Source organism: Psychrosphaera haliotis (assembly GCF_009728465.1).
GTDB lineage: Bacteria > Pseudomonadota > Gammaproteobacteria > Enterobacterales > Alteromonadaceae > Psychrosphaera > Psychrosphaera haliotis.
Genome location: NZ_WOCD01000001.1, coordinates 673,446 through 698,355, shown reverse-complemented (window position 1 = coordinate 698,355; position 24,910 = coordinate 673,446). Strand labels below are relative to the sequence as shown.

Sequence of the window (24,910 nt, the reverse complement as noted above, 5' to 3'; positions counted from 1 at the left end):
TTGAAACTATTTTTATATAATTAAGTCATTAACTTAAAGAGGAGAGAAAAGTGGATAAGAACTTTTCTAGAACAGATCGTGTAGCACAACAGGTGCAACAAGAAATTGCGATGATATTACAACGTGATTTTAAAGACCCACGTATTGGCTGGGTTACAGTATCAGAAGTAGAAGTCACCAAAGACCTTGCTTACGTTTCAGTATTTGTCACGTTTTTTGGTAAAGAAGAAGAAGAAATTGCAGAAGCGTTGGAAATATTAAACAAAGCCAATGGTTTTTTCCGTATGGAAATTGGTAAGCGCATGCGTTTACGTATCGTACCTGAAATCAAATTTATCTACGACAATAGCTTAGTAACTGGTATTAAGATGTCGAATAAAGTTGATGAGGCTATTCAGAAAGATAAAGTTCGCAGAGCTGAGTCTGGCAAAAACCCAGCGGAAGATTTGGACGACTAAGATTTATGGCACGTAGGAAAAAAGGCCGTGCGATTAACGGCATTGTATTGGTTGATAAGCCTGAAGGTGGTTCTTCAAACAATATACTACAAAAAGTGAGAGCAATTTTTAATGCTCAAAAAGCTGGGCATACTGGTGCGCTTGACCCTCTAGCAACTGGCATGTTGCCTATTTGTTTAGGTGAAGCAACAAAATATAGCCAGTACCTACTAGACTCAGATAAGAGTTACTTTGTGACGGCAAAGTTTGGTGAACGTACGGATACCAGTGATGCAGAAGGTGAAATTGTTGAAGTTCGAGAGGTAGATATTACCCTTGATCAAATTAATGAATTTAAAGAAACGTTAACAGGACCAATAAAACAGGTCCCAACTATGTTTTCAGCTTTAAAGCATAATGGTCAGCCACTTTACAAACTGGCGCGTCAAGGCATAACGGTTGAACGAGCAGCTAGACCTATCACCATCTATGAGTTTGAGTTATTAGATTTCCGTGGTGATGAAGCTGATTTTCAGGTTCGTTGTTCAAAGGGGACTTACATCCGTACACTGGTCGACGACCTTGGCCAGTTATTAGGTTGTGGTGCTCACGTTAAAGTACTGCGACGTACTCAAGTAGCTAATTATCCTGTTGACAAAATGCTTACCCTTGATCAAATTCAAAAGCTAAAAGATGACAACTTTATTGACGGAAACCCGGAAAATGAAGTGGATTATACTGAACTTGATAGTCACTTATTACCAATGCAAACCGCGTTAATTGGGCTGCCTGAAATTAAGTTATCAACCAGAGCCTTTGAAATATTAAGATTTGGTCAGACAGTACCTATTGATGCTGCAATGGTGGACTTAAATGCCGACTTGTTTCAACAGTACTCGATGAAAGATGAGGAAACGGAGTTTACCGCTTATGACTCAGAGACCGCTGAGTTTGAGGGTGTTGTTTGTTTTTCTCAAGGACATGTAAAGGTTAAGCGGTTGGCAGTAAAAACACCTTGAGTTTTTCATAGAGTTGCGTAGAATGCGCGTCTCTCGTTAATTCGAGTTTATCCTGTAGCGGCTGAGTTAGTGATTGGCTGCTACCACATCATATTTTATTTTGGAGAGACTTATGTCACTAAGCGTTGAAGATAAAGCTAAAATCCTAGCGGATTTCGGTGCAAACGAAAAAGATTCTGGTTCTGTTGAAGTTCAAGTTGCATTATTAACTGCAGACATCAACAAGCTACAAGGCCACTTTGCAGCACACAAAAAAGACAACCACTCACGTCGTGGTCTTTTACGTAAAGTTAGCCAACGTCGTAAGCTTTTAGACTATCTTAAAAGCCGTAGCCTTGAGCGTTACAACGACCTAATCAAACGTTTAGGCCTACGTCGCTAATTAAATCTGAATTCAGATTTTAAAAAGGAGCATTTATTGCTCCTTTTTTTGTGCCTGTCACTTAATTTTAATGGTATTAGAAATAGTCGTGCGTATAATATGGCGCGAACTTATATGAAAATAATAGATTTGGTCGGCGTGGGTGTATGTGAAGTTAAATGCATCCGAAATAAAAGCGCTCTAAAAAAATAGCCAAATCGCAATGAAAGGAAATAAATGTGACTCCAATTATTAAAAAATTCCAATATGGTCAGCATGAGGTCACTCTTGAAACTGGCGTGATTGCACGTCAAGCTACTGCTGCAGTAATGGCTAGCATCGGCGATACATCAGTATTCGTAAGTGTTGTTGGTAAAAAAGAAGCGGCTCCAGGCCAAGACTTCTTCCCATTAACTATCAACTACCAAGAAAAAGCCTATGCAGGCGGTAAAATCCCAGGCGGTTTCTTCAAGCGTGAAGGTCGTCCAGCTGAAGAAGAGACATTAATTGCGCGTCTAATTGACCGTCCTTTACGTCCACTTTTCCCTGAAGGATTCAAAAACGAAGTACAAGTTGTTTGTACAGTTATGTCGGTAAACCCTGAAATTCAACCAGACCTAGTGGCAATGATCGGTGCATCAGCTGCGTTATCTATCTCTGGTATTCCATTTAATGGTCCTATCGGTGTTGCTCGTGTTGGTGTTGTAAATGACCAATACGTACTTAACCCATCTCAAACAGAACTTGCAACTAGTGACTTAGACTTAGTTGTTGCTGGTACTGATAACGCTGTACTTATGGTTGAATCAGAAGCAGCTGTGCTTTCTGAAGAGACTATGCTTGGTGCTGTTGTATACGGTCATGAGCAGTTACAAGCTATTGTTACTGCAATAAAAGAATTTTCTGCTGAAGTAGCAACTCCTGCTTGGGAATGGACTGCTCCTGCTGAGAACACAGAATTGAAAACGAAAGTTGCTGCGTTAGCAAAAGACGGTATCGATGCTGCATACTCAATCGCTGACAAAATGGCGCGTTATGACGCCGTTGGTGAAGTTAAAAAATCAACTGTTGCTGCACTTGCTGAAGAGTTAAGCGAAGAAGATTTTAACGAAAAAGAAATCTCTGAATTAGTACATGATCTTGAAAAAGACGTTGTTCGTTCACGTATCCTAGCTGGCGAAAAACGTATTGATGGTCGTGAACCAGACATGATTCGTGCTCTTGACGTGAAAACAGGTATTTTACCTCGTACACACGGTTCTTCACTATTCACACGTGGTGAGACTCAAGCAATTGTTACTGCAACATTAGGTACAGAGCGTGATTCTCAAATCATCGATTCGCTACTTGGCGAACGTCGTGACCCGTTCATGCTTCATTATAACTTCCCTCCGTACTGTGTTGGTGAAACTGGTTTCATGGGCTCACCTAAGCGTCGTGAAATTGGTCACGGTCGCCTTGCGAAACGCGGTGTTGCTGCAGTTATGCCTTCACAAGCTGAATTCCCGTACACAGTACGTCTAGTTTCTGAAATTACAGAATCTAACGGTTCATCTTCAATGGCTTCTGTTTGTGGTTCATCTCTAGCGCTTATGGATGCTGGTGTTCCAATTAAAGCATCAGTTGCTGGTATTGCGATGGGTCTAGTTAAAGATGATACAAACTTTGTTGTACTTTCAGACATCCTTGGTGATGAAGATCACTTAGGTGACATGGACTTTAAAGTTGCAGGTACTGCTGAAGGTATCACTGCACTTCAAATGGACATTAAGATTGAAGGTATTACTAAAGAGATCATGGACAAGGCGTTAGTTCAAGCTAAAGCTGCTCGTTTACATATCCTTACAGTAATGGACGCTGCTATCGGCGGTCACCGTGAAGAAATGTCTGAATTTGCTCCACGTATCTACACAGTTAAAATTCCTCAGAAGAAAATTGCTGACGTTATCGGTAAAGGTGGCGCAACTATTCGTGCTCTTACTGAAGAAACGGGTACAACAATTGAAATTGAAGATGACGGTACTGTAAAAATTGCTGCAACTGACGGCGCAAGTGCACAAGCTTGTATCGAACGTGTTAAGCAATTAACAACTGACTTAGAAGTTGGCAGAACGTACAACGGTAAAGTTGCTCGTATCGTAGACTTCGGTGCGTTTGTAAACGTACTACCTGGTAAAGACGGTTTAGTTCACATTTCTCAAATCTCACAAGAGCGTGTTGAGAATGTTTCTGACGTTTTATCTGAAGGCCAAGAAGTTGTTGTTAAAGTTCTTGAGATTGATCGCCAAGGTCGTGTTCGTTTGAGCATGAAAGAAGCGGTAGCTGAAGAAGCACCAGCAGCTGAGTAATAACTCACCTAAACATAAATGAAGTTTTAGCTTCATAAAATGTTGAAATAAAAAGAGAGCTTCGGCTCTCTTTTTTGCATCTAGGCTTATGCTAAGCAGGCTTTTATGTTATTAATAATGGCGAATTTTGAAGGAGTTGATATGAAACGAGTAAGTCTATCATTAGTACTGCTATCTACGATTGTTACTGGCTGTGCAAGTAAACAATCAGTGCTTGATAATAGTGAGCCACACGTTGTTAATAATGTTGTTATTTCTGAGCCGTTAAACGTTGATTATAAAAGTGAATTGGCGATCGCTAAGCTTACTCAAATTATAAGTCATGCAAAACTAGAGAAAGAAAAATTAGCAGAGTTACTGTACGATCGTGGTGTTATGTATGACAGTTTAGGACTGCGTTCATTGGCACAACTCGACTTTAGACGAGCTTTAGAGCACAAACCTGATTTTGCTGATGCATATAATTTTATTGGCATTCACCTTACGTTGATGGGTCAATACGCTCAGGCCTTTGAAGCTTTTGATTCAGCATTAGAAATTGATCCAGAACATCAGTATGTTCACTTAAACCGTGGTATTGCGCTTCATTATTACGGCCGAAATGGTCTGGCAATGGAAGACTTAGAAACCTTTTACGTCAAGAAGCCAGACGACCCATATCGAGTTATATGGTTATATTTTTCTGAAGTTGAAAACGATGCAGAAGGCGCAAAGTTACGCTTGATTTACAATGCAAGCCAGCTAAACCCTAACAGTTGGTCATATCAGATTGTTGAATTACTACTTGGCAACCTAACAGAGCAAACCTTTATTAATAACATGGGTAAAAACTTAAAGAGTTCTCGAGAGCTCGTTGAGCGTTTATGTGAAGGTTATTTTTATTTAGCTAAATTCAAACTAGCAATGGGTGATGAAGAAGCCGCTAAAAATTATTTTCGTTTAGCGTTAGGGACCTCGGTGCATGAATTTGTTGAGCATAAGTACTCAAGATTAGAACTAAATAAACTGTATGAAATAGCTAGGCAACGTTATGCAAACGTCGAAGCTAGCCAAGAGACAAATTAGTAAACATCTCTGTGAAAGTTAAGACTGCAATACAACTGGCGCTAATTGCGCCTTTTTCTCTTTTATTAGCTGATAGTCTAGTGCTTTCGGCGTCTCAAGTTAGTTACCACTATAATAAATCATCGAGTTATCTCAATAGTGCAGCATCGTTAGGAGAAACTTCAGCGATTTATGAGCTTTATAAGGCTTCGGGCGATAAAAGTTGGCTTTCAAAAGCGGCGAAGTTAGGTCACGCTGAAGCTGCATGGCAAATGTACTTGTTAAGCGACCGTGCTATTAAAAGCGACCCTTCTATTAAAAGTAATCTCGCTATTAAAAGTAATCCCGCAATTAAAAGTAATCCTAGTGTTACGTATCAAGAACGAACTGATTGGTTTGAGCTAGCGTTAAAAAATAATCACCCAGGTGCTTTAATTCAACAATTAGAGATGTTGGTCATAACTCAAAATTGGCAACTGGCAAGTGGTCAAATATTTAAAATTGAGCAAAGGCTTAATGACTTCCCAAATTACAACATAGACGAAAATCTGCTAGAGGCGTTAATACAGACAATTGAACTAGGAGCTCTGAATACCCAAATAGTGCTACCGGAATCATATAAAAAGAGCATTCAAAAACTTAAGAATCGACTAAAACAGTTAGAAAAAAATAATAATGATAGGTTTGATAGGACTGACTATTTAGCGGCTTTTAATTCGTCATGTGAAGTTAAAGTGTTGGTGATGGTAAACAGTAATCACGCAAGAATAAAAACTGAGCAACTTATAGCTGAGTTTCACAACATGCTACCAAACTCCAAAGCAAAACTCTGTTTTTCAAAGGTGAGCACTACTTATCAATTGAACGCGCTATGTGAGAAGTCAAAAATCGGTTTGTTAAGTTGCAAATCAAAGGGTATTAAAGCGTTGGTAAATAAAAGTGAGGTGGGCCCAAGCGTCAGCTTGGCAGATAATAAATTAAGGCTTTTAGTTGTAGCGAACGAAGGTAAGGCGAACAGCAGGGGTCCTGTAATATTTATGGATAAAAATGACAATGCTCAAGTGTTATTGCATGAAGTAGGGCATTGGTTAAACCTTTATGACGAATATCAATTAAGGCCTACACAACAGGCTATTTACTGCGATGAAAATCAACCTACCAAGTTGGGTGAGAATTTAATTGTTGCGCCTCTTAAATACAGTATAGAGACCTTACAAACTGAGTTTAATCAAACTCTTTGGCCAGTCAATACTTGTAAAGGAACAAAAAACCAAGCATACAAATGGATACCAGAGTTAACGCCGATGGAATATTTAGATGTGCAATTGACACCGGCAATGCAGCAGTTTTTTAATGAACCAAAGCTCAATCCGTTTCATACAGATTTACAAACATTCTTTGAATAAAAAAAAGCCCGCAAGCGGGCTTCAAAAAGTTACGATTGGGAACATCGTGTTTAAACTAAGGTTGGTATGAAACGTCCATACTAACACCTGAGAATGTGCTGTAAGCGCGAACACCAATATGCCAAGTACCAGCAGTTGGACTATTCACTGAGCAGCTTTCGTTATTACCGCCTTTGTAAGGGCGACATTCGTAAGCTGAAGTAGTTGGTTGCGCACCAAATCTGATATATAGATCCGCATCACCTGAACCACCATACGTGCTTACATCGAAGCTAGACATTCCTGCAGGTACATCAACAGTGTAGTATTTCCAGTTGTTGCGAGTTGCTGAAATGTCACTAATAGTTGTGTCATAACCTTGACCACCACCCGTTGAACCAGCAGTGAAGCTACCAGTCAGACTTACACCACTAAACGCTGAGTAACCAATTACTTTTACGTAATAAGTACCAGCTTGTGCTGTCGCAATAGGACAACTTTCAACATTGCCACCTTTATACGGACGACAATCATAGCTAGAAGTTGTTGGTGCCGATCCAAACTTAACGTATAAGTCTGCATCACCAGAGCCACCAGTCATGTCAAAGTTTAAACCTGTTGCACCGGCTGGTACTTCAAGTGTGAACTCAAGTTGCTGATTTGCAGAGCCTGATAAGCCGGTTTTTGCTTGGCCATTAGTTAATGCGTTACCAGTTGGAGGAGGCGGTGTTGTGCCACCACAGTTCGCTGCTAGATAATCAGAAGCGGCTTTAGTTTGCACTAAACCATATCCCGTTTTATCGTCACGACCAGCTGTTTCCAAGTCAATTGCTGTTGCTTTAAGCGCATTACGCACTTCTGAAGCTGTACAAGAAATATTATTGGACCAAGCTAACGCAGCAGCTGCAGCTACATGTGGTGTCGCCATAGACGTACCATTGTAGTATGCGTAATCTTGATTGGCAGATACAGATAATGAAGCCGATTGACCAATACGTGATGCCAGCTCTAAACCTAGTGCTCTGTTAACAGAAACGGTAGGTACATCAACCGCATTTGTAGCATCAACTAAAAATGGATTTTGAAGACCCGGTCGACTGCTATCGCTATATACAACTACGCCAGAAGCACCGGCATCTGCACAAGCTTTAGCTGGGTTGATTTCAGGATAGTTACTGCCTTTTTGATTATCGTTTCGAGGTGCAATACAAATATTGCCCGCTACGTTAGAACAATTATACGAAGAGCCAGACCAAGTACATTGAGATAAGACACCAGAAGCAGAGCCATTTATGTCTTGTACTACATAACTACCACCACTTTGTACAAAGTGTGTTTGTGGTGCCACGCGGTCGTTTGCCCATGTAGTTCCACCAACTGTTAATGAACCAAGACGGCCATCACCAGCTACGGTAGATAAAATAGCTTCACCAGGGCCAGCAATTTCTACTTGCGGAGTAAATTGAGAAAACTCAGCATGACGACCAGATTCATCTACGGCACCAACAGCCATTACGGTATCGTAAGAGGCAGGGTACGAAAGGCTAGAATCACCGTCATTACCTGATGCGGCAATAAGCAATACGCCTTGAGCAGTGGCAGCTTCTAATCCGTTACGTTCAGACGTACTTTGTGACGGTCCACCAAGACTCATATTAACGACTTTTGCACCGTTGTTCACACAAGTGTTAACGGCTGTTACTAAATCAGAGCTATAACCCCAACCCGCTTCATTAAATACTTTAACAATATGAAGGTTTACATTGGTATTTGGCATTACACCAACAACACCCTCGTTATTGTTCACGGCGGCAATGGTACCTGCTACGTGAGTTCCGTGTGATCCACCGGCTTGATACCAGTTTCCTGTGCCTGGATCATTTGTTCCAGTCGCGTTATTTGCCGCTAAATCTGGATTGTTTGACTGATAACCTGAGTCGATAATACATACAGTCATGTTGCCTGCATTTGAGTCAGAAACTTGATCAGCCTGAATGTTTGGTACGCCCCAAGGAACGTTTTCGGCCATTAAGAAACGAATTGGATCCATTTCAGCCATTTTAATATTTTTATCTTTGCGAATTAAATTAAGAAAGGCTTTACGCTCTTTACTGCCAATTTTTGAGCTAGTTTAAAGATATGCTTTTTGTTTTTAAGTTTACCTTTGTGCTTTACGCCAGACTTTTTAAGCATTTTTCGTAATCGCTTAGCGAGCTTTTTTGCTTCTTTTTTGGTATCAACATTTTCCAAATATTCAATAATAAATTGGTCAGTTTGATCTTCCAAAATCAATTGGCGTTGTTTAGCTTTCCATTCTGCAAAGTCGGCATGTTTGCCGGTATATTGTTTTTCTTCAACTTCTTGAAGGTTAGCAGCGGTTGCTGCACCCATGGTTAACGATGCCGCTGTTGCTAAAGCAAGTACAGACATAGTTGGTACTAATTTTTTGTTATTATTTGTCATCTATCTTCTCTTTTCATGTTCTGTGTCGCGTTGCGCTTCACAAGATTGTTAGATGCATTCCTTTGTCCTGAGACCACACTTTACACTCTCTTCAATGGAGCGCTTGTTTAAAATGTAGAAATAGACCCTAGCTTGTTTTATATAGAAAATGTAGAAAAATTTTTCTCGAAAGTCAGATAGGTGCACTGAAAAGCGGGCTGAGTTGCGTTTTTGGGGAATTATTTTCTGTTCTAAAAGGTATACCTGTTGGGCTTTAGCATGGAGTTGTGAACAGAATATGAAGGTGAAATAAAAAGTTTAAAAAAAGTATTACAAAATGTTAATAGGGAGTTTTTAACGGTTTTAGTACCGATTCTAATCCATTTAATTTAACTTCGTACATTAAGGCTAATTGTTGACCAAGCTTGTTTTCTGGAAACCCTTGTTGGTAAAACCAAACTAGATAGGGCTCAGGCAAGTCAATTAACTTTCTACCCGCGTGCTTGCCAAACGGCATAATAGTATTTACGGCTTGTTTTAGTACTTCTGGGTTATCGAGCATAAGAATACCGCTTATGAATGGTTTTTATTTAGAAAGCTAGTAATTATCGTGTTTATTGACGACTAACTCAGGGAGCTAAATAATAGCTCCTTGAGTTTCTAGAACGCTACTCGTCGATGCCTCTAAGAAGGGCATTAACGCCAACTTTAGCACGAGTTTGAGCATCTACTTTTTTCACAATAATAGCTGCATACAAAGTGTGAGAACCATCTTTAGAAGGTAATGAGCCTGGAACAACTACCGCGCCAGCAGGTACTCGACCATAAGTTATTTCACCAGTTTCTCGATCATAGATGCGAGTAGATTGGCTAATGTATACGCCCATCGAAAGTACTGCACCTTCTTCAACGATAACGCCTTCAACGACTTCAGAGCGAGCGCCAATAAAACAGTTGTCTTCAATAATAGTAGGGTTAGCTTGAAGCGGTTCTAGTACTCCACCAATACCAACGCCACCAGAAAGGTGTACGTTTTTACCAATTTGTGCACATGAGCCTACAGTAGCCCAAGTATCAACCATTGTTCCTTCATCAACAAAAGCGCCGATGTTTGTATACGAAGGCATCAGAACTACATTTTTACCAATAAAGGCGCCTTTACGAACTGCTGCAGGAGGAACAACTCGCATACCTTGTTCTCTAAAGTCTTGCTCTGTGTAGTTAGCAAATTTACTGTCTACTTTGTCCCAGTACTTAGTTTCGCCTCCATCATGAATTTCGTTATCTTTTATTCTGAATGATAATAAAACCGCTTTTTTTAGCCATTGGTGAACAACCCATTCGCCAGCAACTTTCTCGGCAACACGGGCCTTACCTTGATCTAACATTTGTAATGCTTCTTCAACGGCCGATTTAATCTCTGCACTCACAGTACTTGGTGTAATACTGTCTCTTTGCTCAAATGCATTTTCAATAACTTGTTGTAACGTGCTCATAATTTTCCTTTATTCAGTCATTAATCTCAGCTTGCAACGCCTCTACTAAAGCTTGCTTTTGATGTTCGTCTAATCTTTCTCTGTCAGAGGTTGATATCTTAAATATATCTTCTGCTTTTTCACCGTTTGTAGAAATTTTTGCTGAGTACAGCAATATGTTCATTTCGCTAAATACTGTGGCTATTTTAGCGAGCAATCCTGGCGTGTCTAGCGCTGTAAACTCCATCATGTCACGTTTGTTGCTTTTTGCGTCCATAAATTTAACGCGTAGCGGCATCGAGAATTGCTTGATTTGTCTTGGTACTCGTTTCTGAGCTCGCTTAATCGAGACTTCACCGGTGAGGACTTGTTCAATAGTTTGTTTAATGTCATCTCGACGACTTTGAGAGTCTATAACCGTATTGTCATGATCCAACACGATGAATGTATCAATTAAATACCCATCTTTGGTGTTCATAATATGTGCGTCCACAACGTTAACGTTTTTATTGTGGAAAACCGAAACAATATTAGCGAACAAACCAGCCTGATCTTTTGCATAAACAAATACTTGTGTCCCGCCTCTAACCGACTGATTACTTAGCCATACCAAAGGCTTTTTAGTTCGATTTTTGTGCGATAACAAATGTTCAGTATGCCATGCCAATTGTTGTGGGCTGTGCCTTGTAAAATACACAGTACGGAATTGCTTCCATATTTGTGCAGCCCTTTCTAAGTCTAGATTTAGTGCGTCTAGCAATGAAAGCGCTTGTTCTTTGTTCGAGGCAGCTGTTTCTCTCATGTCTTTAGCGTTTTCTAAGCCTTGTCTTAATGCTCGTCTGGTTGCTAAATATAAGTCTGATAAAAGCGTATTCTTCCATTCATTCCATAAGTTTGAGTTTGTTGCTCTAACATCTGCCACTGTTAAACAATATAGGTTGTCTAATCGAGTTTCGTCTTTAATTTTTTTCGCGAAGTCAGCGATAACACCTGGGTCATAAATATCGTTCTTTTGTGCGGTAATAGACATAAGTAGGTGATTGTCCACTAACCAGCTAACAAGCTTTTTGTCTGATGTTGGTAAGCCATGAAGAGTACCAAAGTTGGTTGCATCTATTGCGCCTAGCTTCGAATGATCACCACCTCGACCTTTTCCGATATCGTGGAATATGCCTGCGAGTGTCAACAGTTCAGGCTTATCTAATCGCTTGTAAATTTCGCTGCATAAAGGAAACTCATCTTTATATTTTGCCAAAGAATAACGATGAATGTTCTTTATGAGCCTGTGTGTATGTTCGTCTACTGTGTAAGCATGGAATAGGTCAAACTGCATTTGGCCGACAATGTGTCGCCAGTTTGGCATGTAGTAAGCTAAAACACTGTGCTTAACCATTATTGTAAATGCATGACCTAAGGCATTAGGGTGACGAAGAAATGTCATAAACATAGAACGACATTTTTCTAAGTCATGTAGATCGCCCATGAGCCTTCTGCGAACTCTGCGTAGCAATCGGATTGTATCTGAATGCAGTGTTTTAATGTGCGGGTTGTCGGCTATGTGTATGAACATTTTAATGATATTAGCGCGATAGAAAAATGCATCATTGTGGCGTATAAGTAACGAACTACCGTGCATAGCAAAGTCATCATCAATAATAATGGTTTGCTCTTTAGTACCCAGAATCGCAGAGTTGAAACGCTGCAATAACATGGTATTTAGTTCGGTAACACGCCTAGCAACACGAAAGAACCGTTTCATCATTCTTTCAACAGCTGCTTTGCCATCTTTACCAAAGCCCATGGTTTCGGCAACCAGAGGTTGGTAATCAAATAACAGTCTATTTTCATTTCGATTAGCTACTAGGTGCAAAGCAAAACGCATTTGCCATAAAAAATCTTGGCACTCTAACATTTCTTGATATTCGTCTTGTAGCAAATATTGTTCTTTTACTAAGTCGGTAATGTGTTGAGTATTAAAGTGCTTTTTCGCAACCCATGAAATGGTTTGTAAATCACGTAAACAACCTGGGTTAGCTTTAAGGTTTGGCTCTAGATTATAAGAGGTTGAAAAGTAACGTTTGTGTCTACGTTCTTGTTCGTCTCTCTTTGCTAAATAAAACTCTTTGCTCGTCATGAAATTTGATTCAGCTAAACTTGTTTCTAACGTATCAAAGTTCAGTTTGTTGCCGCATAACAGCCGTCTTTCCATTAAATTTGTGGCAATCGTAATGTCTTCACTAGCACAAGAAATTGACTCTGCAATGGTTCGTACTGAGTGGCCTACGTCAAATTTAAAATCCCAAAGTAGTGTCAAAAATTGGGATATTTTTTCACTGGCACCATTTGTTAATTTTGAGTTTGTAAGCACTAACAAATCAATGTCGGACTCTGGGTGTAACTCGCCTCTACCATAACCACCAACAGCAAGAAGAGTGACGTCAGCTTCATCATTTAACCCACAGTGCTGCCAAATATTTAACAACATAAAATCAACAAAAGTCGCTCGAGCTTGTACTAATTTTCTAACCGATATTAGATTAAAATGCTCTTTGCTCCATGTTGAAAAATCATTTAGCCTTTGCTTATAAATCGGCATGTCAAAAGGCAAAGGTAAAGGGGCAAGTAAATGACTTGGGATTTTTGATTTCACGTTGTTTTCAGCCTCGAATTGTTATTATTGATGGCGAATGTACAGCATTAAAAAAGGAGCGATAATCGCTCCTGTTTAGTTTTAGTGTTCTATCGTTCTTGGGAAATCTTCATCAGAACGAAGCGTTAACACTTCAACCCCATTGGAGGTTACTAAAAGCGTGTGTTCCCATTGTGCAGATAGCTTTCTATCTTTCGTAACTGCAGTCCATTGATCTGGCAATATTTTAAGTTTGTGTGTGCCAGCATTAATCATAGGTTCAATAGTGAAACACATACCTTCTTTTAATTCTTCACCTGTGCCAGGGCGGCCATAATGAACAATTTGTGGCTCTTCGTGGAAGCCTTCACCAATACCGTGACCACAAAAGTCACGAACTACTGAGTATGAATGGCCTTCAGCGTGCTTTTGAATAACTGAGCCAATGTCACCTAAACGACAACCAGGCTTTACTAACTCAATGGCCTTGTATAAACATTCTTGAGTTACTTTAGCTAAACGCTCTGCCATGATTGTAGGTTGGCCTACAAAAAACATTTTTGAAGTATCACCATGAAAACCATCTTTAATAACAGTCACGTCAATATTGACACAGTCACCTTCTTTTAAAGGTTTGTCATCAGGAATACCGTGACAAATTACGTGGTTAATTGAAGTACATACAGACTTAGGAAATGGAGGTTGTCCATAGTTTAGCGGCGCAGGAATACACCCTTGAACATCTACAATGTAGTTATGACAAAGTGTGTTTAATTCGTCAGTGGTAACACCCGGTTTAACGTGTGGACCAATCATTTCTAAAACTTCAGCAGCCAGTCGACCAGCAACTCGCATTTTTTCTATTTGTTCTGGTGTTTTTATTACCGCGCCCATATGACCCTCTCAAGATGTTATTAGTCACAAAACCATTGATATCGGCAAAAATGTCAAAAAATGAGCAATTTTTGAGTGATTTTGTTGTGTTTCACTGGTCTATTATGGTATAAAGCGCGCCTTATTTTTACAAAGGTTTTTTCAGGTTTCCTTAAAACATTTTTGTATTAGTAAGAATGTTGTCTTCTTAAATCAAGAAACAACACTTAACTTTAATTTAAATAACACACATATATCGACACATTCTCCGGGGTGCCAAATCATTGAAAAATGAAGCGGTCGGATTGGAATGGGATATATGGAGGCCTAACCCCAATAGAGGATTATAAAAATGGCAAACGTATCTATGCGTGACATGCTACAAGCTGGCGTACACTTTGGTCACCAAACTCGTTACTGGAACCCTAAAATGAAACCTTTCATTTTCGGCGCTCGTAACAAAGTTCATATCATCAACTTAGAAAATACTGTTCCTATGTTCAACGAAGCACTTGATTTCATCAAGTCTGTTTCTGCGCGTAAAGGTAAAGTTTTATTTGTTGGTACAAAGCGTGCTGCAAGCGAAGCGATCAAAGAAGCGGCAATTGCTAGCGACCAATTCTACGTAAATCACCGTTGGTTAGGTGGTATGTTGACTAACTGGAAAACAGTTCGTCAATCAATCAAGCGTTTAAAAGACTTGGAAGCACAATCTGACGACGGTACTTTTGAAAAGCTTACTAAAAAAGAAGCTTTGATGCGTACTCGTGAGATGGAAAAGCTTGAAAAGAGCCTTGGCGGTATCAAAAACATGGGCGGATTGCCTGACGTTATCTTCATCATTGATGCAGACAACGAGCACATTGCAATCGCTGAAGCAAACAACCTAGGTATTCCTGTTGTTGCTGTTGTTGATACAAACTCGAACCCAGATAACATCGACTACGTTGTTCCTGGTAACGATGACGCTATCCGCGCTATTCAGTTATACACTTCATCTGTTGCTGCAACGATTAAAGAAGGTCGTTCTAACAACATCGAAGTTCAAGCTGAAGATTTTGTAGAAGCTGAATAATAATTGCTGTAATAAATCGTTAATCCCGATTTAATCATTACAACAATTTTAGGGGTCATACTTATGGCCCCTTTTCCAAATTATATAAATTAGCGCTATAAAGCATTTATGCTGACAAGCGATAATCATACAAATTAGAGGACAAGACCATGGCAGTAACTGCTGCATTAGTTAAAGAACTTCGTGACCGCACTGGCGCGGGCATGATGGACTGTAAAAAAGCCCTAACTGAAACTAACGGTGATATCGATTTAGCGATCGAAAACATGCGTAAAAACGGTCAAGCAAAAGCGGCTAAAAAAGCCGGTAACATTGCTGCTGAAGGTACGATCATCATCAAAGAAAACAACGGTGTTGCTGTTTTAGTTGAAGTTAACTGTCAAACAGACTTCGTTGCTAAAGATGCAAGCTTCTTAGCATTTGCTAACAAAGTTGCTGACGCAGCGATTGCTGAAGTAACAACTATCGACGTACTTAAAGAAAAGTTCGAAGAAGAGCGTGTTGCTTTAGTTGCTAAAATTGGTGAGAACATGAATGTTCGTCGTCTTCAGTACGTTCAAGGTGCTGCTTTAGCTTCTTACCGTCACGGTGAGAAAATTGGTGTTGTTGTTGCCGGTGAAGGTTCTGCAGAGACTCTTAAGCACGTTGCAATGCACGTTGCAGCAAGCAAGCCAGAATTCGTTAATCCAACTGACGTTCCTGCTGATGTTGTTGAAAACGAAAAGCGTATCCAAATTGAAATCGCGATGAACGAAGGCAAGCCAGCTGAAATCGCAGAAAAAATGGTTACTGGTCGTATGAAGAAATTTACTGGTGAGATCTCTCTTACTGGTCAAGCATTCATCATGGAACCTAAAAAGTCTGTTGGCGAAATTCTTAAAGAAAAAGGCGCATCAGTTACTTCTTTCGTACGTTTAGAAGTTGGCGAAGGCATCGAGAAAAAAGAAGAAGATTTTGCTGCTGAAGTTGCTGCACAAATCGAAGCTGCTAAAAACGCTTAATTCCATAAGCGCTTAACAGCTAAACAAAAACCGTAATGGGGCAACCTGTTACGGTTTTTTTGTTTTGTAAATTCTCTCGTTTTGACATAGAATACGCCGCAATTTGCACCTCTGTTAAATCTTATCGGGAGCCTTAATGAGCACAAAGCCAGTTTATAGACGCATCTTATTGAAACTTAGCGGGGAAGCCTTAGTAGGCGATGAAGGTTTTGGGATTGACCCAAAAGTTTTAGACCGCATGGCTCAAGAAATTAAAGAGCTAGTTGAGCAAGATATCCAAGTTGGTGTCGTTTTAGGCGGCGGAAACATCTTTCGTGGTGCACCATTAGCTGAAGCCGGTATGAATCGTGTTGTTGGCGACCATATGGGAATGCTAGCGACGGTTATGAATGGCCTTGCAATGCGTGACGCTTTGCACAGAGCGCATGTAAACGCTCGTTTAATGTCTGCCATTCCATTAAAAGGTGTTTGTGACGATTACTCTTGGGCCGAAGGTATTAGTTTACTTAAAAGCGGTCGAGTTGTGATTTTCTCTGCTGGTACGGGCAACCCATTTTTTACTACTGATTCAGCTGCTTGTTTACGTGGTATTGAAATTGAAGCTGATGTTGTTCTTAAAGCAACAAAAGTAGATGGTGTTTACTCTGCTGACCCGGTTAAAGATCCAGAAGCAACATTGTACCGAGAACTTGATTACCAAGATGTAATTGAAAAAGAATTAAAAGTCATGGACCTAGCGGCATTTACTCTAGCTAGAGACCACAACATTCCTATTTGTGTGTTCAATATGAACAAGCCTGGCGCGTTGAAGCGTGTCATTATGGGCGAAGATGAAGGCACAATTGTTACTAAATTAGACAAATAATAGAATTAATCGAAGGATATTTACTGTGTTAGATGAAATTCAAAAGATGCAGCCATTCGCATGGACAAAAGTATTGAGTCGCTTCAGTCTCAACTAAATAAAATTCGTACAGGCCGTGCACACCCAAGCCTGCTTGATGGTATTCAGGTTTCTTATTACGGTGCAGATACGCCACTTAATCAAGTAGCGAATGTAACAATAGAAGACAACCGTACGCTTTCTCTAACTGTTTTTGACAAATCTTTGTCTCAAGCGGTTGAAAAGGCAATCATGAAGTCTGACTTAGGTTTAAACCCTATGTCAGCTGGCACGGTAATTCGTATTCCACTTCCTCCACTTACTGAAGAGCGTCGTCGTGATTTAGTTAAAGTTGTTAAAGGCGAAGTTGAAAGCGGGCGTGTAGCGGTTCGTAACATTCGTCGTGACGCTAATGGTGATATTAAATCATTATTAAAAGACAAAGATATTTCTGAAGATGAAGCTCGCCAATCAGAAGACGAAATTCAAAAGTTGACTGACGCAAAAATGAAAGTAATTGATGCGATGATAGCAACAAAAGAAAAAGAGTTAATGGAAATATAATCCATATCTCAATAAGTTAAGTAAAAACGCCGTTGCAGTTCGAGCTCACGGCGTTTTTATTATCATGTAGGTTATAAAATGGCAAAAAGTAACGTTGTAGATCAAGTTCTAGAACACTATTCATCTTCAATACCGCAGCATGTTGGTATTATTATGGATGGCAATGGACGTTGGGCGCAACAGAAAGGAATGCCTAGAGTATATGGGCACAAGAAGGGCGTTGATGCCGTTCGAGAAACAGTTCGTTTTGCCCGAAAAGTAGGTGTTAAATCTCTAACGTTATTTGCTTTTTCGAGTGAAAATTGGAAAAGACCAGAAGATGAAGTCAGTGGACTGATGGAATTGTTTATGCTGGTATTGACTCGAGAAGTAAATACGCTTCATAAGAATAATGTTCGCCTTAAAATAGTGGGCGATATTTCTGCTTTTAGTGACAAAATTCAAAAGAAAGTCATTTCTGCACATCAAATGACAGAAGCTAATACCGGACTTACCCTTAATGTCGCTGCCAATTATGGTGGTCGTTGGGATATTGCTAATGCAACAAAAAGTATTGCCAATGATGTTCAGTCAGGTAAATTAGACGCAAATGACATTGACGAGACTTTGCTTGGCAAATACATGTGTTTGGCTGATCAGCCTGAACTCGATTTGTTAGTGCGCACTGGCGGCGAGTCTCGCATAAGTAACTTCTTATTATGGCAGTTGGCGTACGCCGAACTCCATTTTACCTCTGTATATTGGCCAGACTTCGATGAGCTTAGCTTTGCACAAGCGGTTGAAGCCTTTGCCGGCACCGAACGTCGCTTCGGGCTGACTGGCGAGCAAATAAAACAGAACGAAATTTAAAATTGGGAAATTAGTTTGTTAAAACAACGTATTATTACCGCAGTTATTTTAGCTGCAATTTTATTGTCAGCATTATTCACCATGCCATTTGATTGGTTTGCATGGGCATCACTGGCTGTTTTTGGTTACGGCGCTTATGAGTGGAGTAAATTTGCGGAAATTTCTAAGCTTAAGTACCAGTTACTTTATGCTGTAGGTTCAGTTGTAGCGGGCATCGCTTTATACGCGGGCTTCTTGGACTTTTCATTATGGACATTCACAGGGCAACTAACCGAAAATAACTACTTAATAATGGTTCTTGCCTGTGTCTGGTGGACAATTAGTTCAATTTTAGTTTTGATTTACCCACGTGGAAATCGAGTATGGCAACACCAGCCTGTGGTAAAAGCTGTATTTGGATATTTAACACTTGTTCCTGCTTGGTTAGCCCTTCTTACTATTCGCGAATATCACTACTTACTTGATAAAGACAGCGGTGCTTGGTTAGCGCTATTTGTATTCAGTATTGTTTGGTCGGCGGATATTGGCGCCTATTTTGCGGGTAAAAAGTTTGGTAGCCACAAGTTAATGCCAAATGTAAGTCCAGGAAAAACCATTGAAGGCTTTTTGGGCGGTATGTTTCGCTGTTGTGGTCCTAACATTAATTGTACTTTGGAATAACGAAATAGACTTTGCAAATTGGTTAGCTTTAACAGCTTGCTGCATTGTTATTGGTGTTGTTTCTGCATTCGGTGATTTGAGTGAAAGTATGCTTAAGCGCGACGCTGGTATAAAAGACAGTGGCAACATCCTTCCTGGCCATGGTGGTTTACTAGATAGAATAGATTCTCTGACCGCAGCAATGCCTGTGTTCTTAGTGTTTTTTAGCCACTTCTACCTGTAAGTTGTTCTGATGCAATCCATCACTATTTTAGGCGCGACAGGCTCTATCGGTTTATCTACGATAGATGTTATGTCTCGCCATTTATCAAGTTATTCCTTATTTGCTGTCACAGGTAATACCAACGTTGAAGGTATGGTAAAAATTTGCCAAACCTATCGTCCTACCTTCGCCGTAATGGCGAACGAAAAGGCCGCACAGGTGTTGCAAGATGAGTTTAACAAGTTAGGCTTGTCTACGGTCGTTAAGAGCGGGCAGCAAGGCCTTGTTGATGTTGCTAGCGATGATCGTGTCGATATCGTAATGGCAGCGATTGTAGGCGGTGCAGGATTAGTTCCTACGATGGCAGCGGCTAAATCGGGTAAACGAATTTGTTTAGCAAATAAAGAAGCGTTGGTAATGAGCGGACAGCTATTTTTAGACGCTGTTAAAGAGCACAACGCAGAATTGTTACCTGTAGATAGTGAGCACAACGCTATTTTTCAATCCTTACCGCTTGAAGTCCAACAAGGCGGTGATTTAAAAGCGTCAGGGTCGAACAAATTTTGTTAACGGGCTCAGGTGGTCCGTTTTTAAATAGACCAATCGACGAGTTTGATTGTATTACACCAGAACTCGCAGTTGCCCACCCTAACTGGAGTATGGGGGCAAAAATATCAGTTGATTCAGCAACTATGATGAACAAAGGATTAGAGTTTGTTGAAGCTCGCCTATTGTTCAATGCGTCCTTTGAACAAATAAAGGTAGTTGTGCATCCTCAGAGTATTATTCATTCCATGGTGTCCTATTCAGACGGGTCAGTCTTAGCTCAGATGGGACAACCTGATATGCGTACTCCTATAGCGCATTCGTTAGCTTACCCACATAGAATAGCATCTGGAGTTGAGCCTTTAGATTTTACAAAGTTAGCGAGCTTCACGTTTTGTGAGCCAGACTTTGAGCGCTTCCCTAATTTACGACTCGCTCTTGAAGCCTCTAAGTTAGGACAAGGAGCGACAACCGTGCTAAATGCGAGCAATGAATTGCAGTTGAAGCTTTTTTACAAAGACAAATATCATTTACAGACATCGCAAAACTGAACGAATGGTGTTTAGAACAAGTAGGTGGCAACAAGCCTAAGTCTATCGATGACATTTTATTATTAGATAGTCAAACCAGACAATTAGCGTTTGAAAAAATCTCTGAAGGGATAAATGTTTAATGGACATATTAATAAACGTAGTGAGCTTTTTAGTCGCCTTAGGAATCTTAGTATTGTTCATGAATATGGGCACTACTGGGTTGCTCGTAAAAATGGCGTAGAAGTACTTCGTTTTGCTATTGGCTTTGGTAAGCCTATTTATTCTTGGATTGGTAAAAACGGAACTGAATATGTAATTGGTCTAATACCACTGGGTGGATACGTCAGAATGCTTGATGGTCGAGTAGACGACGTGCCTGATCATAAGAAGTCGGTTTCATTTGATCAAAAACACGTGCTTAGACGAATTTCGATTGTTGCTGCAGGCCCATTAGCGAACTTTATATTTGCAGTAGTATTAATATTTGTCATGTTACTAATTGGAGTACCAGCTTTAAAGCCAGTCATAGGTGATGTTCAAGAAAACTCTGCAGCAGCTAAAGCGGGACTTCAAACAAACGATCTCATTATCAAAATAGATGAAAACAGTGTTAATGATTGGTCTTCAGTGCAATATAAACTAATAGATCAAATTGGAAATTCTACTATTCCAATGTCAGTAATGCGAAATGACAAAGAACTCTCAATTAACGTAAAAACCGCTCAATGGAAAGTAGAAGATGGCGAGCTGTTCTCTTCTCTTGGTTTTACGCCTTTTTCACCAGAACCAACTCTGAGTTTAAATTACATTGATGAAAAAGGACCTGCAAAAGCCGCAGGCTTTTTAGTTGACGATTTGCTCGTTGCTTTTGGCGAAATTGAACTTGAGTCATGGTCACAAGCCGTAGAAATTATCACTGATTCAGCAGATAAAGCAATTGAAGCCAAGGTGCTACGCGCTGGCAGTATACAAACTCTTACTGTAAGGCCAGCAAACAGACCTACGCAGGAAGGATTTTCACAAGGCTATCTAGGGGTTGCACCAAAATTTGAAGAGTGGCCAAAAGACTATGTATTTACTAATCAATATGCTATTTTGCCCGCTATCAATCAGTCTTTTATTAAAACTTGGGATTTAATAAAGCTCACGTTTAATATGATTGGAAGTTTGTAACTGGTGCTATTGGTCTAGAAAATCTAAGTGGTCCTATAGCTATTGCCCAGGGCGCTGGGATTAGTGCGCAAAGCGGTTTTGTATATTTTATAAGTTTTATGGCGCTAATTAGTGTCAATTTAGGTGTTGTAAACCTTTTGCCTTTACCAGTGTTGGATGGTGGACACCTAATGTATTTTATTATTGAACTTATTAGAGGCAAGCCTGTCTCTGATAGGGTACAGGAAATGGGATTCCGGTTCGGTGCTATTGCACTGTTCATGATTATGGGAATCGCCTTATTTAATGATTTTGGACGTTTGTAGTGCGTTATAAACGGACAGTAGTAGTTGTATTGGAATTAAAATAATAATGAAACAAGTCTTAATTGGTATTTTTTTAGTAAGTGCGAGTTGGTTGTCTGATGCCAATGAAGAAAACTTTGTCATTGAAGATATTCAAGTCAATGGCCTACAGCGTGTTGCACTCGGTGCTGCATTGACTCACGTTCCTTTTAACGTGGGCGATCAAATCTCAGAATATTACGTTTCTCAATCAATCAAAAAACTCTATTCTTCTGGGTTCTTTGCAAATATTGAAGCCTATAGAGAAGGCAATACCATTATTTTCAAAGTAGCAGAGCGTCCAACTATCAGCTCCATTGAGTTTGACGGCAACAGCGACATTAAAGATGAACAGTTACAACAGAGTTTAAATGACAGCAACATTCGAGTTGGTGAGGCTTTAGATAAAACTATATTGGATACTGTAGAGTCTGGTTTAATGGACTTTTACCATAGTGTTGGTAAGTACAATGCTGCTATTAAATCAAAAGTAACGTATTTACCTAGAAACCGAGTAAAACTAGAGTTTGATTTTGATGAAGGTGATGCAGCATCGATAAAGCAAATTAACGTTGTAGGTAATGAAATATTTCCTGATGAAGAACTATTAGAAAGAATTGAAAGTAAACAAAATTTATCTTGGTGGCAGTTTATGGATAACGACCGTTACCAGAAACAAGCTCTTCAAGGTGATATGGAAACTATTCGTGATTATTATCTAGAAAAGGGCTACTTGAAGTACAACTTGGATTCTACTCAAGTATCAGTTGCGCCAGACAAAGAATCTGTATACATCACGCTGAATGTTGATGAAGGCTACCCGTACACGGTTACTGAATTTGAGTTGATAGGTGACTTATTAGGTCAAGAAGACTTTATTAAAAAAATCATACCAATTCAAATTGGTGATATTATAACGGTGAAGTTGTAACTTACACCGAAGAGTTGATAACAAAGTATTTAGGCCGCTTTGGCTATGCAAATGCTAAAGTCCAGACAATTCCAGATGCAAACGATGAAACTAAAGAAGTGGCACTAACAATTTCTGTTTCACCAGGCAAACGTGTTTATGTCCGTAGAATAAAGTTTGTCGGAAACTTCGGGACATCCGATGAAGTATTACGTAGAGAGCTGCGTCAGTTTGAAGGCTCAACGCTCTCAAATAACCTATTAGAAATGTCTAAAACACTAATTCAGCGTCTTAAGTACATTGAAAGTGTTGATTTCTCGACGGTCGAATTGCCAGGTGAAGATGATCAGGTAGACGTAGTATTTAAAGTAAAAGAGCAAGCTTCTGGTGCATTCCAGGCTGGTATTTCTTACGGAGACTATACAGGTTTAGCGTTTAACACATCAATACAGCAAGAAAACTTCTTGGGTACTGGTAACTCTATCGGAATTGGCTTAAACACATGGAAAGCCCAGCAAACAATTTCACTTAACTATACCGATAACTACTTTACAGACGATGGTGTAGCACTTGGTGGACAAATTGCCTACAGTAACTACGACGCCTCTAAAGTAAACTTGGTAACTTATTCAAGAAAAACAGTAAGTATCGGTCCTACATTAAGCTGGCCAGTAATGGAAAATAACCGTGTTAGTGTTGGTGTTGCGTTCAAGGACATTGAAATTTCTTCTTTACAGCCATATGACCAGATTAAGAGATTTGCTGAAGCGTTTATTGATCCAAGTAACCCGGACGCTAAATATGATTTTGAAAGTGTTGAGGCGAATATTGGTTGGAGTAGAAATACTCTAAATAGAGGTGTATTTCCTTCTGACGGTTCAAGCCAATATTATGGTTTTAAAGTATCAGTACCGGGCTCTGATGTTGAATACTTTAAGTTTAACTTTGATTCGAAGTTTTATTTTCCATTGTCAAACGATCACAAATGGACACTACTGACACGTTTTGAAGCAAACTATGGTAATGGTTACGGAACCTTAAATGGCAGTGATCAAATGCTTCCATTCTGGGAAAACATGCAGCAACGTTCAAATGATCTACGCGGCTTTGAAAGTAATACAATCGGTCCGAGAGGTATACAGCGCGAAGCACAATCTTTGGTAGGTTTCGCCTAACGGATTTGGTGGAACGGATGATATTTTCTTAGGCGCTGATTCGGATTTAATAGCGACAACTCTACGAGCAACGGGCGGTAATGCCTCAGTATTCGGTGGGATTGAATTAATAACACCAACACCTCTGCTACCTGAAGAGTTCTCAAATTCTGTACGTACGTCTGTATTTGTTGATGCAGGTAATGTATGGGATACGGAGTTTGATTTAAGTGATTATGACAATTTATCAGAGATTCAACGCTCAAAGATAGTTGATTATTCTGATGCGGGTCGTTATCGTGTATCTGCAGGTGTAAGTCTTCAGTGGTTATCACCAATGGGACCATTGGTATTCACTTGGTCAAGACCGTTAAAAGAATACGAAGAAGATGAACATGAAGTATTTAGTTTTAATATCGGAACTACCTTTTAGGAAAACAGTTCTTTAATTTTGGAGTAAAAAATGACACTAGCAAAAAAAATCTTAGCCTTAACAACGGGCATCTTATTTTCGGTTACAGCTTGGGCTGAATCGATTGCAGTAGTAGACGTTCAAAAAGTAGTTGCTCAGTTGCCTCAAATGGCTGCAATGCAACAACAGTTACAAAAAGAGTTTGCTGGTGCAGCAGAAGAAGTTGAAAAGCTAAAAAGCGATATTCAATTCAGCATGGAAAAGTTCCAACGCGAATCAATGACAATGAGCCAAGAACAACAAGAAAAGCTGCGCACAGACATCGAGCAAATGCAGCAGTCGTATCAAGCTAAGGCTCAGCCGCTACAAGAAAACATTCGTCGTCGCCAAGGCGAAGAGCGTAATAAAATTATGGCTATCATTAAAACAGCCGTTGATGAAGTTGCTGCTGAAAAGAAAATTGATGTTGTTTTACAAGCTCAATCAGTTGCGTTTGTGAAACCTGAAAAAGACATTTCTGAACTTGTTCTCGAAAAAGCAAGTAAAGCTAAGTAACATTACATCACTATAGTGAAGCCCACTTTAGGTTCTAGAGTGGGTTTTTTTGTATCT

The 24,910-nt window shown here is 39.8% G+C and carries 21 protein-coding genes and 3 pseudogenes; 18 read left to right on the top strand and 6 right to left on the bottom strand.

Going from position 1 to position 24,910, the window contains the following annotated elements:
• Nucleotides 1–50: 50 nt before the first annotated feature.
• From rbfA to GNP35_RS03095, 6 genes are all read left to right on the top strand, one after another.
• Nucleotides 51–458 carry a 30S ribosome-binding factor RbfA gene (gene rbfA / locus GNP35_RS03120; RefSeq protein ID WP_330997680.1) on the top strand — a complete coding sequence of 136 codons (408 nt, stop codon included), beginning with the start codon at nt 51–53 and terminating at the stop codon, nt 456–458.
• Nucleotides 459–463: 5 nt separating this feature from the next.
• Nucleotides 464–1,456: a tRNA pseudouridine(55) synthase TruB gene (gene truB, locus GNP35_RS03115; RefSeq protein ID WP_155694408.1), complete on the top strand. Its 993-nt coding sequence runs from the start codon at nt 464–466 to the stop codon at nt 1,454–1,456.
• Between the two features lie 112 nt (nt 1,457–1,568).
• Entirely contained in the window at nt 1,569–1,838 is a 270-nt protein-coding gene (rpsO, locus tag GNP35_RS03110) for a 30S ribosomal protein S15 (RefSeq protein WP_155694406.1), read from the top strand.
• A gap of 218 nt (nt 1,839–2,056) precedes the next feature.
• Complete coding sequence (pnp, locus tag GNP35_RS03105) at nt 2,057–4,165, top strand: polyribonucleotide nucleotidyltransferase (RefSeq protein ID WP_330997679.1); 2,109 nt, start codon at nt 2,057–2,059, stop codon at nt 4,163–4,165.
• A gap of 141 nt (nt 4,166–4,306) precedes the next feature.
• Nucleotides 4,307–5,230 (top strand): lipoprotein NlpI, encoded by a 924-nt coding sequence (gene nlpI, locus GNP35_RS03100; protein ID WP_155694404.1) that lies wholly within the window; start codon nt 4,307–4,309, stop codon nt 5,228–5,230.
• An 11-nt stretch (nt 5,231–5,241) separates the two neighbouring features.
• Nucleotides 5,242–6,615 carry a hypothetical protein gene (locus GNP35_RS03095; RefSeq protein WP_155694402.1) on the top strand — a complete coding sequence of 458 codons (1,374 nt, stop codon included), beginning with the start codon at nt 5,242–5,244 and terminating at the stop codon, nt 6,613–6,615.
• 55 nt (nt 6,616–6,670) lie between these two features.
• Here GNP35_RS03095 and GNP35_RS16210 read toward each other — a convergent pair whose 3' ends face one another.
• From GNP35_RS16210 to map, 6 genes are all read right to left on the bottom strand, one after another.
• Nucleotides 6,671–8,653, bottom strand: coding sequence for a S8 family serine peptidase (locus GNP35_RS16210; RefSeq protein ID WP_330997678.1), 1,983 nt, complete (start codon nt 8,651–8,653; stop codon nt 6,671–6,673).
• A gap of 23 nt (nt 8,654–8,676) precedes the next feature.
• Nucleotides 8,677–9,057, bottom strand: a complete 381-nt coding sequence (locus GNP35_RS03085) for a hypothetical protein (protein ID WP_155694400.1) — start codon at nt 9,055–9,057, stop codon at nt 8,677–8,679.
• Between the two features lie 319 nt (nt 9,058–9,376).
• Nucleotides 9,377–9,598, bottom strand: coding sequence for a DUF3820 family protein (locus GNP35_RS03080; RefSeq protein WP_155694398.1), 222 nt, complete (start codon nt 9,596–9,598; stop codon nt 9,377–9,379).
• Between the two features lie 106 nt (nt 9,599–9,704).
• Nucleotides 9,705–10,532, bottom strand: a complete 828-nt coding sequence (dapD, locus tag GNP35_RS03075) for a 2,3,4,5-tetrahydropyridine-2,6-dicarboxylate N-succinyltransferase (protein ID WP_155694396.1) — start codon at nt 10,530–10,532, stop codon at nt 9,705–9,707.
• A 13-nt stretch (nt 10,533–10,545) separates the two neighbouring features.
• The gene (glnD, locus tag GNP35_RS03070) at nt 10,546–13,161 is read right to left on the bottom strand and encodes a [protein-PII] uridylyltransferase (protein ID WP_330997677.1); all 2,616 of its coding nucleotides are present in this window, start codon (nt 13,159–13,161) and stop codon (nt 10,546–10,548) included.
• A gap of 81 nt (nt 13,162–13,242) precedes the next feature.
• On the bottom strand, nt 13,243–14,034 hold the full coding sequence (gene map / locus GNP35_RS03065; protein ID WP_155694394.1) for a type I methionyl aminopeptidase: 792 nt from the start codon (nt 14,032–14,034) through the stop codon (nt 13,243–13,245).
• A gap of 331 nt (nt 14,035–14,365) precedes the next feature.
• Between map and rpsB the strand changes: the two genes are divergently transcribed.
• From rpsB to GNP35_RS03010, 12 genes and pseudogenes are all read left to right on the top strand, one after another.
• The gene (gene rpsB / locus GNP35_RS03060; protein ID WP_155694392.1) at nt 14,366–15,088 is read left to right on the top strand and encodes a 30S ribosomal protein S2; all 723 of its coding nucleotides are present in this window, start codon (nt 14,366–14,368) and stop codon (nt 15,086–15,088) included.
• A gap of 149 nt (nt 15,089–15,237) precedes the next feature.
• Nucleotides 15,238–16,089 (top strand): translation elongation factor Ts, encoded by an 852-nt coding sequence (gene tsf / locus GNP35_RS03055; protein ID WP_155694390.1) that lies wholly within the window; start codon nt 15,238–15,240, stop codon nt 16,087–16,089.
• A 136-nt stretch (nt 16,090–16,225) separates the two neighbouring features.
• A complete protein-coding gene (gene pyrH / locus GNP35_RS03050; protein WP_155694388.1) occupies nt 16,226–16,954 on the top strand; it encodes a UMP kinase in 729 nt (242 codons plus the stop codon).
• A 60-nt stretch (nt 16,955–17,014) separates the two neighbouring features.
• Nucleotides 17,015–17,536, top strand: a complete 522-nt coding sequence (gene frr, locus GNP35_RS03045; protein ID WP_155694386.1) for a ribosome recycling factor — start codon at nt 17,015–17,017, stop codon at nt 17,534–17,536.
• Between the two features lie 78 nt (nt 17,537–17,614).
• Nucleotides 17,615–18,385, top strand: coding sequence for a polyprenyl diphosphate synthase (gene uppS / locus GNP35_RS03040; protein WP_155694384.1), 771 nt, complete (start codon nt 17,615–17,617; stop codon nt 18,383–18,385).
• Between the two features lie 15 nt (nt 18,386–18,400).
• Nucleotides 18,401–19,045, top strand: a complete 645-nt coding sequence (locus GNP35_RS03035; protein WP_155694382.1) for a phosphatidate cytidylyltransferase — start codon at nt 18,401–18,403, stop codon at nt 19,043–19,045.
• Nucleotides 19,014–19,268: a phosphatidate cytidylyltransferase gene (locus GNP35_RS03030; RefSeq protein WP_196492398.1), complete on the top strand. Its 255-nt coding sequence runs from the start codon at nt 19,014–19,016 to the stop codon at nt 19,266–19,268. Before GNP35_RS03035 ends, GNP35_RS03030 begins: the two co-directional genes overlap by 32 nt.
• A 9-nt stretch (nt 19,269–19,277) precedes the next feature.
• A complete protein-coding gene (locus GNP35_RS16460; protein ID WP_414153664.1) occupies nt 19,278–19,817 on the top strand; it encodes a hypothetical protein in 540 nt (179 codons plus the stop codon).
• Nucleotides 19,811–20,466: pseudogene (locus GNP35_RS16455) on the top strand (hypothetical protein). The gene GNP35_RS16460 and the pseudogene GNP35_RS16455 overlap by 7 nt, the downstream one beginning before the upstream one ends.
• A pseudogene (rseP, locus tag GNP35_RS03020) lies at nt 20,459–21,804 on the top strand (RIP metalloprotease RseP). Before GNP35_RS16455 ends, rseP begins: the two co-directional pseudogenes overlap by 8 nt.
• A 40-nt stretch (nt 21,805–21,844) precedes the next feature.
• Nucleotides 21,845–24,319, top strand: a pseudogene (gene bamA / locus GNP35_RS03015) (outer membrane protein assembly factor BamA).
• A 30-nt stretch (nt 24,320–24,349) separates the two neighbouring features.
• Nucleotides 24,350–24,853 (top strand): OmpH/Skp family outer membrane protein, encoded by a 504-nt coding sequence (locus GNP35_RS03010; RefSeq protein ID WP_155694378.1) that lies wholly within the window; start codon nt 24,350–24,352, stop codon nt 24,851–24,853.
• Nucleotides 24,854–24,910: the final 57 nt, after the last annotated feature.

Excerpts from the sequence above, each read along its gene's own strand:
- GNP35_RS16460 (WP_414153664.1), top strand. The coding sequence starts at position 19,278 with ATGCAATCCATCACTATTTTAGGCGCGACAGGCTCTATCGGTTTATCT.
- frr (WP_155694386.1), top strand. The coding sequence starts at position 17,015 with ATGGACAAAAGTATTGAGTCGCTTCAGTCTCAACTAAATAAAATTCGT.
- GNP35_RS03080 (WP_155694398.1), bottom strand. The coding sequence starts at position 9,598 with ATGCTCGATAACCCAGAAGTACTAAAACAAGCCGTAAATACTATTATG.
- GNP35_RS16210 (WP_330997678.1), bottom strand. The coding sequence starts at position 8,653 with ATGGCTGAAATGGATCCAATTCGTTTCTTAATGGCCGAAAACGTTCCT.
- nlpI (WP_155694404.1), top strand. The coding sequence starts at position 4,307 with ATGAAACGAGTAAGTCTATCATTAGTACTGCTATCTACGATTGTTACT.
- truB (WP_155694408.1), top strand. The coding sequence starts at position 464 with ATGGCACGTAGGAAAAAAGGCCGTGCGATTAACGGCATTGTATTGGTT.
- pyrH (WP_155694388.1), top strand. The coding sequence starts at position 16,226 with ATGAGCACAAAGCCAGTTTATAGACGCATCTTATTGAAACTTAGCGGG.
- GNP35_RS03010 (WP_155694378.1), top strand. The coding sequence starts at position 24,350 with ATGACACTAGCAAAAAAAATCTTAGCCTTAACAACGGGCATCTTATTT.
- uppS (WP_155694384.1), top strand. The coding sequence starts at position 17,615 with ATGGCAAAAAGTAACGTTGTAGATCAAGTTCTAGAACACTATTCATCT.
- map (WP_155694394.1), bottom strand. The coding sequence starts at position 14,034 with ATGGGCGCGGTAATAAAAACACCAGAACAAATAGAAAAAATGCGAGTT.
- dapD (WP_155694396.1), bottom strand. The coding sequence starts at position 10,532 with ATGAGCACGTTACAACAAGTTATTGAAAATGCATTTGAGCAAAGAGAC.
- rpsO (WP_155694406.1), top strand. The coding sequence starts at position 1,569 with ATGTCACTAAGCGTTGAAGATAAAGCTAAAATCCTAGCGGATTTCGGT.
- tsf (WP_155694390.1), top strand. The coding sequence starts at position 15,238 with ATGGCAGTAACTGCTGCATTAGTTAAAGAACTTCGTGACCGCACTGGC.
- GNP35_RS03085 (WP_155694400.1), bottom strand. The coding sequence starts at position 9,057 with ATGACAAATAATAACAAAAAATTAGTACCAACTATGTCTGTACTTGCT.
- rpsB (WP_155694392.1), top strand. The coding sequence starts at position 14,366 with ATGGCAAACGTATCTATGCGTGACATGCTACAAGCTGGCGTACACTTT.